The 14,454-nt window shown below is 70.7% G+C and carries 14 protein-coding genes; 7 read left to right on the forward strand and 7 right to left on the reverse strand.

The genetic code is table 11. The features are described from left to right. Positions 1-226: 226 nt before the first annotated feature. The 4 genes from zwf (at position 227) to ACYVDG_RS16695 (ending at position 5,121) form a co-directional block, all read left to right on the forward strand. Positions 227-1,705, forward strand: coding sequence for a glucose-6-phosphate dehydrogenase (gene zwf / locus ACYVDG_RS16680; RefSeq protein ID WP_460752888.1), 1,479 nt, complete (start codon positions 227-229; stop codon positions 1,703-1,705). Continuing rightward, positions 1,702-3,612 (forward strand): phosphogluconate dehydratase, encoded by a 1,911-nt coding sequence (gene edd, locus ACYVDG_RS16685; protein ID WP_460752891.1) that lies wholly within the window; start codon positions 1,702-1,704, stop codon positions 3,610-3,612. Before zwf ends, edd begins: the two co-directional genes overlap by 4 nt. Before the next feature lie 128 nt (positions 3,613-3,740). Next, positions 3,741-4,379, forward strand: coding sequence for a bifunctional 4-hydroxy-2-oxoglutarate aldolase/2-dehydro-3-deoxy-phosphogluconate aldolase (gene eda / locus ACYVDG_RS16690; protein ID WP_460752894.1), 639 nt, complete (start codon positions 3,741-3,743; stop codon positions 4,377-4,379). A 94-nt stretch (positions 4,380-4,473) separates the two neighbouring features. Beyond that, a complete protein-coding gene (locus ACYVDG_RS16695; RefSeq protein WP_460752897.1) occupies positions 4,474-5,121 on the forward strand; it encodes an FMN-binding negative transcriptional regulator in 648 nt (215 codons plus the stop codon). On the opposite strand, the gene ACYVDG_RS16700 is transcribed toward ACYVDG_RS16695, so the two are convergent. From ACYVDG_RS16700 to ACYVDG_RS16730, 7 genes are all read right to left on the reverse strand, one after another. Further along, on the reverse strand, positions 5,090-6,481 hold the full coding sequence (locus ACYVDG_RS16700) for a coiled-coil domain-containing protein (protein ID WP_460752900.1): 1,392 nt from the start codon (positions 6,479-6,481) through the stop codon (positions 5,090-5,092). The two genes, ACYVDG_RS16695 and ACYVDG_RS16700, sit on opposite strands and share 32 nt — an antisense overlap. Positions 6,482-6,544: 63 nt before the next feature. Continuing rightward, positions 6,545-7,330 carry a TetR/AcrR family transcriptional regulator gene (locus tag ACYVDG_RS16705; protein WP_460752903.1) on the reverse strand — a complete coding sequence of 262 codons (786 nt, stop codon included), beginning with the start codon at positions 7,328-7,330 and terminating at the stop codon, positions 6,545-6,547. Between the two features lie 141 nt (positions 7,331-7,471). Further along, positions 7,472-8,341: an ABC transporter permease gene (locus ACYVDG_RS16710; protein ID WP_460752906.1), complete on the reverse strand. Its 870-nt coding sequence runs from the start codon at positions 8,339-8,341 to the stop codon at positions 7,472-7,474. After that, positions 8,338-9,384 (reverse strand): ATP-binding cassette domain-containing protein, encoded by a 1,047-nt coding sequence (locus tag ACYVDG_RS16715; RefSeq protein ID WP_460752909.1) that lies wholly within the window; start codon positions 9,382-9,384, stop codon positions 8,338-8,340. Before ACYVDG_RS16715 ends, ACYVDG_RS16710 begins: the two co-directional genes overlap by 4 nt. A gap of 283 nt (positions 9,385-9,667) precedes the next feature. Beyond that, a complete protein-coding gene (locus ACYVDG_RS16720) occupies positions 9,668-10,078 on the reverse strand; it encodes an NUDIX hydrolase (RefSeq protein WP_460752912.1) in 411 nt (136 codons plus the stop codon). A gap of 153 nt (positions 10,079-10,231) precedes the next feature. Then, on the reverse strand, positions 10,232-11,068 hold the full coding sequence (locus tag ACYVDG_RS16725; protein ID WP_460752915.1) for an NAD(P)H-binding protein: 837 nt from the start codon (positions 11,066-11,068) through the stop codon (positions 10,232-10,234). 65 nt (positions 11,069-11,133) lie between these two features. After that, entirely contained in the window at positions 11,134-11,706 is a 573-nt protein-coding gene (locus ACYVDG_RS16730) for a DNA-3-methyladenine glycosylase I (RefSeq protein WP_460752919.1), read from the reverse strand. 202 nt (positions 11,707-11,908) lie between these two features. Here ACYVDG_RS16730 and ACYVDG_RS16735 point away from each other — a divergent pair, with 202 nt between their 5' ends. From ACYVDG_RS16735 to ACYVDG_RS16745, 3 genes are read left to right on the forward strand one after another with little or no spacing between them, the layout of a single operon-like run. Next, positions 11,909-12,859 carry an ABC transporter ATP-binding protein gene (locus tag ACYVDG_RS16735; protein WP_460752923.1) on the forward strand — a complete coding sequence of 317 codons (951 nt, stop codon included), beginning with the start codon at positions 11,909-11,911 and terminating at the stop codon, positions 12,857-12,859. Positions 12,860-12,909: 50 nt separating this feature from the next. Beyond that, the gene (locus ACYVDG_RS16740) at positions 12,910-13,635 is read left to right on the forward strand and encodes an ABC transporter permease (protein WP_460752926.1); all 726 of its coding nucleotides are present in this window, start codon (positions 12,910-12,912) and stop codon (positions 13,633-13,635) included. A gap of 13 nt (positions 13,636-13,648) precedes the next feature. Next, complete coding sequence (locus ACYVDG_RS16745) at positions 13,649-14,446, forward strand: ABC transporter permease (protein ID WP_460752933.1); 798 nt, start codon at positions 13,649-13,651, stop codon at positions 14,444-14,446. Positions 14,447-14,454 lie beyond the last annotated feature (8 nt).

The raw sequence follows: 14,454 nt of genomic DNA on the forward strand, positions 1-14,454 counted from the left end.
CGAAGGCCGTTCACTTATGTAAATTAATGTTCTGAAGTGTGCTTGGATTTTTACCATAGCGGGATTAAGGTCGAAACAGGGCCGTATGACCCTCCGGTCAACGACCCGGAGCCCAGGACCGCTGTGTTCCAGGACCGCTGTGTCCCATGTGCGTGCAGCGCCGTCCGCCCGTCCTCGGCAGCCCCCCGTCGCGCATCACCTCTTCCACTCCGCAGGAGCGAACCGAATGCCGCAGCAGCCCGCGCCCCGCCCCACCGATCTGGTGGTCTTCGGCGGTACCGGTGACCTGTCCATGCGTAAACTCCTCCCCTCCCTCTACCTCCTGGACCGCGACGGCCACCTGGACGGGGGCACCAGGGTGATCACGGTCTCCAGGGACGGGCTCACCGACGCCGACCTGAGGGACAAGACGGACTCCGCCGTCCGCGGCCACCGCGCCGTCCAGGTCGCCGAGCCAGAGGTCATGCGCCGCTTCCTGGGCCGCCTCAGCCACGTGACCGTGGACGTCGGCGGGAACACCGGCGGCTGGGACGACCTCGCCGCCGCGCTCACCCCCGGCCGCGACCGCGTCTTCTACCTCGCGGTGCCGCCGATGATCTCCGGCGCCATCTGCCAAGGACTCCATGAGGCCGGTCTGGTCACCCCGGAGTCCCGCGTCGTCATGGAGAAGCCCCTCGGGCGGGACCTGGAATCCGCCAAGGCGATCAACGACGAGGTCGGTGCGGTCTTCGACGAGTCGCGCACCTACCGGATCGACCACTACCTGGGGAAGGAGACCGTGCAGAACCTGCTCGTCCTGCGGTTCGCCAACGTCTTCCTCGAACCCCTGTGGAACTCCCGGTGGATCGACCACGTGCAGATCACCGCGGCCGAAACCGTGGGCGTGGGCGGTCGTCGGGGCTACTACGACACCTCGGGGGCCATGCGCGACATGGTCCAGAACCACCTGCTGCAGCTGCTCTGCCTCACCGCCATGGAGCCCCCGGCCAGCTACGACCGCGAGGCCGTCCGGGACGAGAAGCTCAAGGTCCTCCAGTCCCTGCGCCCCATCACGGACAACCGCATCACGGAACAGACCGTGCGCGGCCAGTACACCCGTGGAACGGTCCAAGGCGACGAGGTCGCCGGCTACCTGGACGAGGCGGGCGGTTCGGAGAGGAGCACCACCGAGACGTTCGTGGCCCTGCGCGCCGAGGTCGCCAACTGGCGGTGGGCCGGGGTCCCCTTCTACCTGCGCACCGGCAAGCGCATGTCGCACGCCCGCTCCGAGATCGTCATCCGCTTCCGCGACGTCCCGCACACCATCTTCCCCGGATCCGGATCGGTCTCCGGCTCGGGCAGCCTCGTCATCCGGCTCCAGCCGGACGAGGGCATACACCTCACCATGCTGACCAAGACCCCCGGAGCCGGAGCGCTGCGGTTGCGTCCGGTCCCGCTGGAACTGAGCTTCGCCGACACGTTCGCCACCCGCTCACCCGAGGCCTACGAGCGGCTGCTGATGGACGTGTTGGCCGGGGACTCCACCCTCTTCATGCGCCGCGACGAGGTCGAGGCCGCGTGGCGCTGGGTGGACCCGATCATCGAGGCCTGGAACGGCCTCAGCACCGCACCGGAGGCCTATGCCGCCGGTAGCGCCGGCCCCGCTGGCGCACACCGGCTCATCGGCCGAACCGGCCGCACGTGGCACGAAGAGGAGCAGCCATGACCGCGCACACCCCCAGCAACCCGGCCGACGGCACACCGGGAACCAGCGCCCCGGACACCGGTACCCCCGGCAGCGGAACCCCGGATGCAAGGAACTCCGGTGGCAGCACCCACCCCGTCGTCGCCGAGGTCACCCGACGACTGGCCGAACGCAGCGCCGAGACCCGCTCCGCCTACCTCTCCCGCATCCGCGAGGCGGTGGGGGAGGGTCCGACCCGGACCGCCCTGGGCTGCGCCAACCTCGCACACGGCTTCGCCGCCTGCGGGGTGGGCGACAAGCTCTCCCTGGCCGGTGACGTCACACCCAACCTGGCGATCGTCTCGGCCTATAACGACATGCTCTCCGCCCACCAGCCGCTGGAGACCTACCCGGCGGTGATCAAGAAGGCGGTCTCCGAGGCTGGCGGCGTCGCGCAGTTCGCGGGCGGCGTGCCCGCCATGTGCGACGGCATCACCCAAGGCCGCGCCGGCATGGAGCTTTCCCTGTTCAGCCGGGACGTCATCGCGATGGCCTCCGCCGTGGCCCTGTCCCACGACATGTTCGACGGCGCCCTCATGCTCGGCGTGTGCGACAAGATCGTGCCCGGCCTGCTGATCGGCGCGCTCTCCTTCGGCCACCTGCCCGTGGCGTTCGTGCCCGCCGGCCCCATGCACTCCGGCCTGCCCAACAAGGAGAAGGCGCGGGTCCGCCAGGAGTTCGCGCAGGGTAAGGTGGACCGCCGCGAGCTGCTCCAGGCCGAGTCCGAGTCCTACCACTCGCCCGGCACCTGCACCTTCTACGGCACCGCCAACTCCAACCAGATGCTCATGGAGGTCATGGGCCTGCACCTGCCCGGCGCCAGCTTCGAACAGCCCGGCACCCCGCTGCGCGAGGCCCTGACCGAGGAGGCGGGACGGCGCGTCCTCGGTCAGACCGCCCTCACCGAGCACCACACCCCGGTCGGAGAGCAGGTCGACGAGAAGGCGATCGTCAACGCGGTGGTCGCCCTGCTGGCCACCGGCGGCTCCAGCAACCACACGCTGCACCTCGTCGCCATCGCCCGCGCCGCCGGCATCCAGCTCACCTGGGACGACTTCGCCGCCCTTTCCGAAGCCGTGCCGCTGCTCACGCGCATGTACCCCAACGGGTCCGCGGACGTGAACCGGTTCCACGAGGTGGGCGGCATGGCCTACCTCATCGGCACCCTGCTCGACGCCGGACTCCTCCACGAGGACGTCAGCACCGTCGCCGGCCCCGGCCTGAACCGCTACCGCCAGGTCCCCCAGCTGGACGACGGCGTGCTGACCTGGGTGGACGGTCCCGAGGAGAGTGCGGACAAGACGGTGCTGCGCGGTGTCGAGGACCCCTTCGCCCCCGACGGCGGCCTGCGCATGCTCGAGGGCAACCTCGGGCGCGCCGTGATCAAGGTGTCCGCGGTGGCGGCGGAACGGCACGTGGTGGAAGCCCCCGCCAAGGTCTTCGGCGACCAGGCCGAGCTCCAGGCCGCCTTCACCGCCGGTGAGCTGACCGGCGACTTCGTCGCGGTGGTGCGCTTCCAAGGGCCGCGCGCCAACGGCATGCCCGAGCTGCACAAGCTCACCCCGCCGCTGGCCGTCCTCCAGGACCAAGGGCAGAAGGTCGCGCTGGTGACCGACGGCCGGATGTCCGGTGCCTCGGGCAAGGTGCCCGCGGCCATCCACGTCTCGCCCGAGGCCGACGCGGGCGGGCCGCTGGCGAAGGTCCGCGACGGCGACCCCATCCGTTTGGACGCGGTCCGGGGGACACTGGAGGTCCTGGCCGACCTCGGCGACCGCGAGGACGCCCGTCCCACGGTGGACTCCTCCACGGGTACCGGGCGCGAGCTGTTCGCCGCCCTGCGCGGGTCGGTCGGCCCGGCCGAGACCGGTGCCGGAGTCTTCGGCGCGTAGCGCTGTTCTCCGGATGCTCGAGCCTTTGGGGCGCCACCGAACGCCACGCGTCGGCGGCGCCCCCGCCATCACCCCGTACCGACCCGCACTGCACCGACCCCCGCAGGACCGACCTTTTGGAGACAGTCATGACGACGATCCCCCGTACCGGTGAGGACGTCCTCGCCCTTGCCCCGGTGATGCCCGTTGTGGTGGTCGACGACGTCGAGCACGCCGTGCCGATCGCCCGCGCCCTGGTGGCGGGCGGCCTGCCGGGCATCGAGGTGACCCTGCGGACCCCGGCGGCCCTGTCCGCGATCGAACGCGTCGCCGAGGAGGTTCCCGAGGCCGTGGTGGGCGCGGGAACCGTCGTCGACCGCGAGCAGGCCGACGCGGCGGCCAAGGCGGGGGCACGCTTCCTGGTCAGTCCCGGGTGCACGCCCGACCTGGCCCGGGCGATGGCCGACACCGGTCTGCCGTCCCTGCCGGGGGTGGCCACGGTGTCCGAGGCGATGGCTCTTCTGGAGCTGGGCCTGACGGAGCTCAAGTTCTTCCCCGCGGAGGCGTCGGGCGGGGCGAAGTTCCTGAAGTCCCTCACCGGGCCGCTGCCGCAACTCCGGTTCTGCCCGACCGGGGGGATCACCGCCGAGTCCGCCGCGGACTACCTCGCCCTGTCGAACGTGGGCTGTGTCGGCGGCAGCTGGTTGACCCCCGCCTCCCTGGTCGCGGAGGGGCGCTGGGACGAGATCACCGAACTCTCCAGGCAGGCAGCGGCCCTGCGCCCCTGATTCGCGTGTCCGCCCCTGTTTCGGGCGGGATGACCACTGGAAACCTCCCGTAAGAGTATGTAGTATTTCGCATATTCATACGGGAGGTTTTGTCATGCTCATCCATCCCTGGGACGCCGCGGTCAGCGACGAGGAGTGGCGGGGGTGGATCGCCCAGGGCAGGGACTTCGGACAGCTCGCCGTCAACGGGGCCGACGGAGGACCGCCCGTCGTCGTACCCACCCACGCCGCCCCGGTACCCGGTGCCCTCCTCGTCCACCTGGCCCGCCCGAACCCGGTGTGGCGGGCACTCGGAGACGGCGATCCGGTCACCTTCACGGTGATCGACGACTACGCCTTCATCCCTGGCCCTTGGCGGGCCAAACCCGGCACCGAGCCGCGCGACGGGGTTCCCACCAGCTACTACTCGGCGGTGCGGTTCACCTGCCGGGCCGAGATCCTCGACGAACCCCGGGCCAAGGCCGACCTGCTCGCGCGGCAGCTCGCCCACTTCCAGCCCGACGGCGACCACGCCGACGTCACCCCCGACGGCCCGCCGTACGGCCGCATGCTCTCCGGGATCCGCGGCCTGGTCCTGCACGTGGAGGAGGCCGCCGCCAAGTTCAAGTACGACGACCAGCACGAGCTGGCCCAGCGGGAGAGGATCGCCGACAGCCTCACCGGTCGGGGCGGGCGCGACACCGGGGCCGCGGAGCAGCAGAGGCGACGGATCAGGGAGCGGGGCGTTTGGCAGCGGCCCTGACCACGGACGTCACACCCGCGGCGATCCGTTCGGCCCGCGGGTCGTACGGGTCGCCGACCCTGCGGGCGGCTGCGAGTTTGCGGCGGAGCTCCGCCCGGGTGGAGCGCACAGCCTGCGCCACCTCCTGCACGGCGCTCTCCAGCTGGTTCAGGGACGCGCCCACCTCGGCGACACGCAGTTCGAGGGTGAGCCAGGCGGGCTTCTCCGAGCTCATGTCCAAGCGTTCCATCTGCTCCCGCAGCAGGACCGCCACCGGCACGATCGGACGGGTCTCCTCGGACTCCTGCGCCTGGGCCTCGATCCGCCCCGCGTGCTCGATGCCGGAGCGCCGGTATCCCGGCAGCGTCCGGCTGAGCTCCCGGACCCGGTCCCGCCGCTCGGCCGGGGCGGCGAAGGCCTCTTCGGCCCGTTCCTGAGCCGCCTCGGCGGCCTCCGCCGCGGCCTCGCCCCCGTGCACGTCGGCGCTGTTCAACTCGGCCGCCAGGACGTCCAGGTGCCGTTCCGCGGCGGTCAGCTCGGATGCGCCCGCCGCCATGCGCGCGCCCATGTCCTGCCCGATCTCGTGGGCGAAGTCCGCGACCAAGGTGCGGTGGACCGCCTCAGCCTCGTCGCGTTGCCGGTGCAGGCGCCCGAGCGCCCCCCGAAGGACGGCCTCGCGTTCGGAGAGGGCTTCCCTCCGCTGTTCCAGGGTGCGCAGCGCCGCCTTGGCGCCGGAGAGGTCCCCGAGCAGTGCGGTGAGCGGTTCCTCGCTTGCTACGAGCCGCCGCCCGTCGACCAGCGACCGGATCTCCCTGAGGCGTTCGGCGGAGTCGGAGAGCACCGTGAGCTCTCCGTGTACGACGAAACCCCGCTCCTCCCCGGCGGCGCCCGCTGCCTCCACCTCGCCCATGAGGCGGTCCGCGTCCTGCATTCGCGCGGGCAAGCGCCCCGTCCGGGCGATCACCGCCGCCAGACGGGCCTCCTCCGCTTGGAGCCGCGGGAGGAAATCCCCGACGGCCTCCGCCAGCTCCCGCCAGGACTCCTCCCTCTCCCGCAGGTCGCGGCGGCTGTGGCTGTGCCCGTGCTCGGAGAGTTCTTTGGTGAGTTCCGCGTGCCGGCTCGCTAGTTCCTCGGCCTCGCGCAGTACCTCGTCGTCCCCGATGATCTCGGCGGCCTCCTCGGCGACGTGCCCGCCGCGGATGAGCACCAGGTCGCGTTCCAGGGACTCGAGCAGGCGGAGCAACCGCATACCGGGCTCCTCGAAGCGCCCGCGGACCTCGTCGATCTCCGCGATGAGCGCACGGCGCTGCCGCGCGTGACGGGCGTAGAAGCGCCAGCAGAAGAAGGCGGCGACGGCACAGAGCAGGAAGGTGAGGAACATCCGCGACAGCTCCCGGGGTAGGTCTGCCTGTTGGGGCGCGCCAGCCGCCCGAAAAGTTCCAGGCTACTCGTCCGGTTCGGAGCCCGAGGCGGTGGAGCGGGAGTCGACCAGGACCTGCACGCCGTCGAGGACCCGGTCAAGGCCGAACGAGAACTCGTGTTCGGGGTCGTAGACGGCTTGGTGCGCTTGGCCGACGGCGGTACCCACACGGGAGGCGGTCGGGTACTGCGTGCTGTCCACCAGGGCGGCCAGCAGCGGGTCATAGGTGCGCCACCACTCCTCGTCGTCCATGCCGGACTCGCGCGCCACCTGGTCGGCGCCCAAGGTCGCTCGGACCGTGCTCTCCACGTAACCGTTGACCAGGCTGACCGTCGAGTCCATCTCGACCTCGGTCAGGCCGAGCCCGTCCACGGCCGAGAGCTCGTGTTCGTACTTGGCGATGAGGTTCGGGCCGAGGAGGCGTACCGTGACGGTCTGGAGCATCCACGGGTGGCGGATGTACAGCTTGCGGTTGCCGTGGGCGATCCGCCGGAGCCGTTCCCGCCAGGTGCCGGAGCGGTCGCCGGTGTCCAGGTCGGTGTAGGCGGCGTCCACCATCAGGTCGATGAGCTCGCCCTTGCCCGGGACATAGGTGTAGAGCGACATCGTGCCCACGTCCAGTGCTTCGGCCACCTTGCGCATCGAGAGTGCGGTGAGCCCTTCGGAGTCGGCCAGCTCGGTGGCGGCCTGCACGATCCGGTCGACGCTCAGACCGGGTTTGCCCCGGCGGCGGCTCGAGGGTTCCTGGGTGCGCCACAGCAGGGCCAGGCTGCGCGCGGGGTCGCCGCTCTTGTTGGGTTGCGGGGGCATCGGACCGTCCTGGTACTGGGGCCGTAGGGCGTACGGGCCAGTGTACGCCCGGGGAACGCCGCTCCCACACGCGATCCGTGACCGGGCCGACGAGGGCCGGACCGCCGGGCGCGCCGCGTGCGGGAGCGTGCGGGGCAGAGGTCAGCCGCTGAGGTTCCGGTACCGGTGCACGGACAGGGGCGCGAACACCGCGACCAGCAGCAACGGCCAGACCACCGCCATGAGCAGGGCGTTCTGCGTGATCCAGCTGTCGCCGGTCACTGCCGGGTTGCCGAACAGCTCACGTGCTGCCGCCACGGTGGACGACATCGGGTTCCAATCGGCGACCGTGCCCAGCCACACCGGCATGGTCGCGGTGGCCACGAACGCGTTGGACAGGAACCCGATCGGGAACTCCAGGGTCTGGATGACGGCGATGCCGCCCTGGCCGCGCATGAGCAGGCCCACGTAGATCCCGAGCCACACCAAGGCGAACCGCAGCAGGAGCAGCAGCCCGAACCCGGCCAGGGCAGCGGCGGCGCCGCCGTGCCACTGCCAGCCGACGAGCATCCCGAAACCGATCAGGATGACCAGCGTGATCGTGGAGCGGAGCATATCGGCCAGGCAGCGGCCCACGACCACGGCCGAGGAGGCCATGGGCATCGAACGGAACCGGTCGGTGACCCCTCGGGTGGAGTCCGTGGTCACGGCGGTGGCGGTCTCACCGAGGCCGAACACCATGACCATCGCGAACATGCCGGGCATGAGGTACTCGGTGTAGTCCCCGCCGCCGGGCACCGACATGGCACCGCCGAGCAGGTAGACGAACATCAGCACCATGAGGACCGGGAAGAGCAGCCCGAAGAGCAGTTCCCAGGGCTGGCGCAGCCAGTGGGTGACATCGCGCCGGGCGACGGTCCAGCCGTCGGCGGCGGCCCAGCCCAGGCGGGCCAAGGGACCGGAGACGGCGGGTGGCGCCGGAACGGGCGGGACGGTGCCGGTCGCGTTCGCGGGGTGGTGGACGTCGTTCATCGGCCTGCCTCCGTCTTGGTCGCTCGGGACTGGTCGGTAGCGGTTGGCTGGTCCGTTCCGGTGGACTGGTCGGCGCCGGTGAGGTGCAGGAAGACCTCGTCGAGGGTCGGCTGGCGCAGGACGACGTCCGCCACGGCCACACGGCTGTCGTCCAGGGCGCGCACGGCCCGGGTCAGGGCGGCCGCACGGTCGTCGACCTCGGCGCTGAGCAGGCGTTCCTTCCTCTCGATCCGGACGCTGTGGCCGGTGGCCCTCTCCACCAGGGCGGCGGCCTCGTCCAGGGAGTGCTCGTCGCGCAGGACCACGTCGATCCGGTCACCGCCGATCCGGCCCTTGAGCTCCGAGGGTGTGCCCTCAGCGATCACCCGGCCGGTGTCGATCACCGAGACGCGGTCGGCCAGCTGGTCGGCCTCCTCCAGGTACTGGGTGGTGAGCAGGACGGTGGTGCCCCCGCCGACCAGGCCGCGCACCGCGGACCAGACCTCGTCGCGGCCGCGCGGGTCGAGGCCGACCGTGGGCTCGTCGAGGAACATGACGGGCGGGCTGAGGATCATCCCGGCGGCCAGGTCGAGCCTGCGGCGCATTCCGCCGGAGTAGGTGCTGACCGGCCGCTTGCCGGTGTCGGTCAGGCCGAAGCGCTCCAGGAGTTCGTCGGCCCTGCGGGCGGCCGCGCGGCCGCCCAGGTGGTACAGGCGGCCGAAGAGCTCCAGGTTCTGGCGTCCGCTGAGGATCTCGTCGACGGCGGCGTGCTGGCCGACCAGCCCGATCCGGTAGCGGACCTGGGGTCCCTGGGCGGCCACGTCGTGCCCGGCGACCTCGGCCGCGCCTTCATGGGGCCGGAGCAGGGTCGTGAGTACGCGGACGGCCGTCGACTTCCCGGCCCCGTTGGGTCCGAGCAGGCCGTGGACGCTTCCCCGGCCGACCTCCAGGTCGAACCCGCGCAGAGCCCACTTGTCCTTGAACCTCCTGCCGAGCCCCCGTGCGCTCACCGCTGTCGGTGAGGGTGCCGTTGCCCGTGTCGGTGTGGATGTTGCCCGTGCCATAGGGGGTCCTCCCGGTTCGTACTACGTACAGTACAGCGTACGAATAAGGGAATGCGCGGCCCGGGGCGATGATTCCTTATGGCATAAAGTTTTCTGGGATTTCTTGTCTGGGCAGGTCAGGGGATCGGTCGCCAAGGGCGGTGGGGGCTAGGGGTTGAGGGCGAAGGAAGCCGAGGTTGTTGGGTCGGCGGTGACTGTGCGGCCCGCCGGAGGTCTGCGGGGGAGGCCGGTTCGTGAGCCACCAGGAGGAGGCGCCTAGCCGGGGGCGCTGGAGGAGGCCGGGTCAGAGGGGCTTGGTGCCTTGGTGCTCCAGAACCTCGCGGAGGAGGTCAGGCATCAGCAGAGTGCCCAGTTGCTCGGGGGCGACCCAGTCGAGCTTCTGGCCTTCGGTGAGGTGCGGGGCCCGGGCGTCGCCGTCCCAGGTGGCGGTGAAGAAGGTGAGGAGCTGTCCGGAGCCGCGGCTGTCGAGGGCCTCGCACAGTTCGGTGAGTCCGTCGACGGCCAGCCCGGCCTCCTCCTGGAGTTCCCGGACGATGGTCTCCCTGGGGGGCTCGCCCTCCTCACAGCCACCGGCGAGGACACCCCAGTGTCCGGGCCAGGCGATGCCGGGGATGTTGTCGCGCAGGTGGAGCAGGTACTCGCCGCGGCTGTTGGTGATGACGGCTGCCGCTCCGCGCGGCTGGTCTGTGGTCATGGCGTCACCGTAGCCAAGCACCAGGGCCGACGGGAGTGCCACAGCCCTTGTTCCGGGGAGCGGTGGACCCGGTGCCCACGGGGGTGTCCGGGGATGCCGCACCGAGTACCTGCCGTGGCCAGCAGGGTGCCCGCAGGTGCCTGCCGGGGCCGCTCAGCCTTCGGGCCGGAACTCCGCCGCGTGCTCCTCGGCCCACTGGGCGAAGGTGCGCCCGGGCCTGCCGGTCACGCGCTCGACGGTGTCCTGGACCTGGCTGCCCACCTCAGGGGGGTTGGCGGCCAGGTCCACGGCGAAGGCCACGTATTCCTCGTCGTGCCCCTGGGCGCGCATGCGCTGGGCGGTCTCCTCGAGGGAGAGCTGGACCGGGGTGACCTCCTGACCGGTCGCAGTGGACAACTGTTGGGCCTGCTCCGTGGGGGTGAGTGCTTCAGGGCCGCTGATCAGGTACGTCTGTCCGCCGTGGCCCTCCTCGGTGAGGGCGGTGACCGCCACCGCGGCAATGTCGGCCTCGTGCACCATGGCGCTCGGGTGGTCGTCCGCTGACCTCAGTACGCCTTCGGTGCGGACCTCCTCGGAGTGGTCGCGGAGGTTGGCCATGAACTCGACCGGGTTGAGGAAGGTCCAGGTGAGGTCGCTCGTGCGCAGGGCCTCCTGGACACCGCCTTCGTAGAAGTCGGACAGTACCGTCACCCGGCGCACGCCCGCGGCCTCGGCCAGTTCGGCCAGGCGGGGGCCGGTCTCCAGCGGGCCGAAGTCGTCCCCGCCGAAGGTGATCAAGTGCAGGCCGACCACACCTTTCAGGTGGGGCAGGACCGATTCGGGGTCGGTGAGGTCACCGCGGACCGCTTCCGCGCCGTCGGGCACGTTCCCCTGAGCGAGGGCCCGTGCCGGGTCCCGGGTGAGCGCACGTACGGGATGCCCCGCGTCCACGAGTTGACGGACGATTTCGCTCCCGACGGTGCCGGTCGCCCCGGTGACGAGATAGGTCATGGTCCTGCCCTTCGTAGGTTGTACAGTACAGTGTACGGGAAGGTTCGGTTCGCCACGGAGAGTACTCAGGCGGGCTTGGCGGGGCAGCCCGTCAGGTGGTCCTCGACCAGCCCGGTGGCCTGGAGGTACGAGTAGACGATCGTGCTCCCGACGAAGTTGAATCCCCTCCGCTTGAGGTCGCGGCTCAGCCGGTCCGAGAGCTCGGTGGTGACGGGTACCTGCCCGGGTTCGTTCCAGCGGCCGACCACCGGTGTTCCGTCCACCCACTCCCACAGGTACGCATCGAAGCTCCCGAATGCCTCGCACGCTCGCAGGAAGGCCTGGGCGTTGCGTACCGCAGAGGCGATCTTGAGCCGGTTGCGGATGATCCCCGGGTCGGCGAGCAACCGCTCCGTTTCGGTCTGCCCGTAGGAGGCGATCCGCTCGAGGTCGAAGCCGTCCAGGGCCCGCCGGTAGTTCTCGCGTTTGTTCAACACCGTGGACCAGGACAGACCTGCCTGGGCGCCCTCGAGAACGAGCATCTCGAACAGGTAGCGGTCGTCGTGCGAGGGGCATCCCCATTCCGTGTCGTGGTAGGCGGCCATCAGCTCGGAGGTGTCCCGGGCCCAGGCGCAGCGGAGGTCGTCGGTATCGGTCACGGGGTGCTCCTGAGCGAGGCTGTGCGGACGGGAGCAGCCATCGTCCCGGTTCCCTCGGACAGTTCGCCGGATCGGCGGTGGACACAACGCTTCGCGGCGCGACTCGAAAACGCGTTGTGGGTGTCGGCCGGGACGGGAAGGATGGGGCCGCTGCCGTTCCCGCCCCCGGCCCCCGCACCCCACCCCATGGAGGAGCAAGCACGTGAGTGCCCTCGAGATCTCCGGCCTCAGACGCGTCTACCAGCGCAAGGGGGGTGACGATCTGGAGGCCCTGCGCGGCGTCGACCTCGATATCCCCGAGGGCGAGGTGCACGGACTCCTCGGCCCCAACGGGGCGGGCAAGACCACATTGTGCAAGATCATCTCCACGGTCCTGCTCCCCACCTCGGGCACGGTCCGGGTGCTCGGCCACGACGTGGTCACCCGCACCGCAAAGGTGAAGAGCTCGCTCGGGATCGTGTTCGGCGGCGACAAAGGCGCCTACGACCGCCTCACCGCACGCCAGAACCTCAACTTCTGGGCCTCGGTGTACGGGCTGGGCAGGGCCCGGCGGCGCAAGCGGGTCGAGGAGCTCCTGGAACGGGTGGGCCTGGCCGACCGGGCCAAGGAGAGGGTCGGCGGCTTCTCCCGGGGCATGAAGCAGCGCCTGCACCTGGCCCGAGGCCTGGTCTCCGACCCCGGCGTGCTGATCCTGGACGAACCGACCGTCGGTATGGACCCGGTGGCCGCCCGCGACTTCCGGGCCCTGGTAGGCGAGTTGCGCGGCCACGGCACCACCATCCTCATGACCACCCACGACATGGCCGAGGCCGCCGCGCTCAGCGACCGCGTCTCCCTCATCGACCAGGGCGGCTTGGTCATGACCGAGACCCCGCAGACCGTCGGAGACCTCGTCTCCGCCTACGAGCGCGTGGACGTCCGCGACGTGCCGGTGCCGGTGCGGGAGCGGCTCGCCGCACTGCCCGGGGTGGTCTCGGTGACCGATGCCGAGGGCGGGGTGACACGGGTGGAGACCGATGCCCCGGAAGCCACGCTTGCAGTGCAGCGCACCCTGGTCGACGCCGAGGTCCGCGACGTCTCCCTCAGCCGCCCGAGCCTGGAAGAGGTGTACCTGCACCTGGTCGGCGGACGGGGGATGGCGGTCGACACGTGAGGCGCCTACTGACTTCCTTCAGCCTGGGGTTCGGTTTCCAGACCCGGGCGATGTCCCGCAGTACGGACACCTACTTCACCCTGGTCGGGACCCCGTTCACCACGGCGATCCTGATGTCGATGGTGCTGTACTCGGGGCGTGCGGACCTGGCCGCCTACGCCGTGGTCGCCCCCACCCTGATGTCGCTGTGGACCGCGGCCCTGATGTTCTCCGGGGAGATGATCAGCGAGGATCGGGAGAACGGCCGCTTGGAGCCGCTGGTGGCCTCGCCGGCTTCCCTGCCGTCGCTGGTCTTCGGCCGCCTGTGCGGTGCGATGCTCATATCGCTGCCCGCGTTCGCGCTGGCCATCGCCGTGGCCGGACTGGGGTTCGGCCACTGGATCACCCTGCACCACCCCGTGGTGTTCGTGCTGGCCATGGTGGCCACTGCCCTGGGCACCGCCGCCACCGCCACCGCGCTCTCGGCGCTGTTCATCGCGGCGCCCAACGCCAGAATCGTGCAGAACACCCTGTCCATGCCCATGTTCCTGCTGGCCGGGGTGATGGTGCCGGTGGCGCTCTACCCCGGCTGGGTGGAAGGGGTGAGCCGAGTGCTGTACCTGTCCTGGGCGGCCGACCTGTTCCGCGACTCCCTGTTGCCCGAACCGGTCGAGTCGCTCGTCCCGCGACTGTTCGCCGTGCTCGCCCTGGGGGCGACCGCTCTGGCCCTCGGCTCGTTCACCCTGGTCCGATTCCTCCGGCGCGCCCGTGCCGAGGGCACCCTGTCCCGCGACTGAAAGGGCAAGAACAGTGATCACTCCTGTCCAGGCCGCGCGCACGGTGGGGCAGAGCGCGGTCATCGCCCGGGCCGACTTCCGCCACTCCTACACGTGGAAGACCTGGCTGTTCGGCTGGCTGGTCCGGCTCCTGTGCCAGGTCGTCTTCTACACCGCCATCGGCCTGCTCGTCGCGGACCCGGAGTACACCCTGTACATCGTTCTCGGTGCCGCGATCATGACCTGCGTGACCGAGACGACCATGGCGGTGGCCTCCACCTGCTGGGACGGTCACGCGGGGACTATGGGGCTGCTGGCCGCCTCCCCGGTCGAGCCCGGGCTGCACTTCTTCGGGCGCAGTCTGCAAAAGCCCGCATCGGCGGTGGTCACCACATCGATCGCCGTGCTGGCCCTGCCGCCCCTGTTCGGGATCGTCTGGTCGTGGTGGCAGGTGCCGGTGCTGGTCGGGATCGTGTTGCTGACGGTACTGGGCACCTACTGCCTCACCCTGGTGCTCGGCGCGGCCGCGCTGCTCTTCGGTGAGGCCCGCAACGTCATCAGCGCGGTCGCGGTGATGTCTACGACCGCGATCTGCGGGGCGATGGTCCCGGTGGAGTTCTGGCCGGTCCCGCTCCAGTGGGCCGCCCAGATCCTGCCGGTCACCCACGGACTGGCGGCGGTGCGTGGCGTCGAGGCAGCCGCACCGGCCGCCGCGGTCCTGATCTCCGTCGGGTGGGTGCTCCTGACCGCAGCCTGTTGGCTGACCCTTGCGATTGCCGCCTTCCGCCAGGTGTTCGCCCGCGCCCGGGCGGGCAACGCGGCGCTGGACTGACACAGACC

The organism is Nocardiopsis oceani (genome assembly GCF_054777395.1).

Coding starts and splice junctions, on each gene's coding strand:
- zwf (WP_460752888.1), top strand. CDS start 227: ATGCCGCAGCAGCCCGCGCCCCGCCCCACCGATCTGGTGGTCTTCGGC.
- edd (WP_460752891.1), top strand. CDS start 1,702: ATGACCGCGCACACCCCCAGCAACCCGGCCGACGGCACACCGGGAACC.
- eda (WP_460752894.1), top strand. CDS start 3,741: ATGACGACGATCCCCCGTACCGGTGAGGACGTCCTCGCCCTTGCCCCG.
- ACYVDG_RS16695 (WP_460752897.1), top strand. CDS start 4,474: ATGCTCATCCATCCCTGGGACGCCGCGGTCAGCGACGAGGAGTGGCGG.
- ACYVDG_RS16700 (WP_460752900.1), bottom strand. CDS start 6,481: ATGTTCCTCACCTTCCTGCTCTGTGCCGTCGCCGCCTTCTTCTGCTGG.
- ACYVDG_RS16705 (WP_460752903.1), bottom strand. CDS start 7,330: ATGCCCCCGCAACCCAACAAGAGCGGCGACCCCGCGCGCAGCCTGGCC.
- ACYVDG_RS16710 (WP_460752906.1), bottom strand. CDS start 8,341: ATGAACGACGTCCACCACCCCGCGAACGCGACCGGCACCGTCCCGCCC.
- ACYVDG_RS16715 (WP_460752909.1), bottom strand. CDS start 9,384: ATGGCACGGGCAACATCCACACCGACACGGGCAACGGCACCCTCACCG.
- ACYVDG_RS16720 (WP_460752912.1), bottom strand. CDS start 10,078: ATGACCACAGACCAGCCGCGCGGAGCGGCAGCCGTCATCACCAACAGC.
- ACYVDG_RS16725 (WP_460752915.1), bottom strand. CDS start 11,068: ATGACCTATCTCGTCACCGGGGCGACCGGCACCGTCGGGAGCGAAATC.
- ACYVDG_RS16740 (WP_460752926.1), top strand. CDS start 12,910: ATGTCCCGCAGTACGGACACCTACTTCACCCTGGTCGGGACCCCGTTC.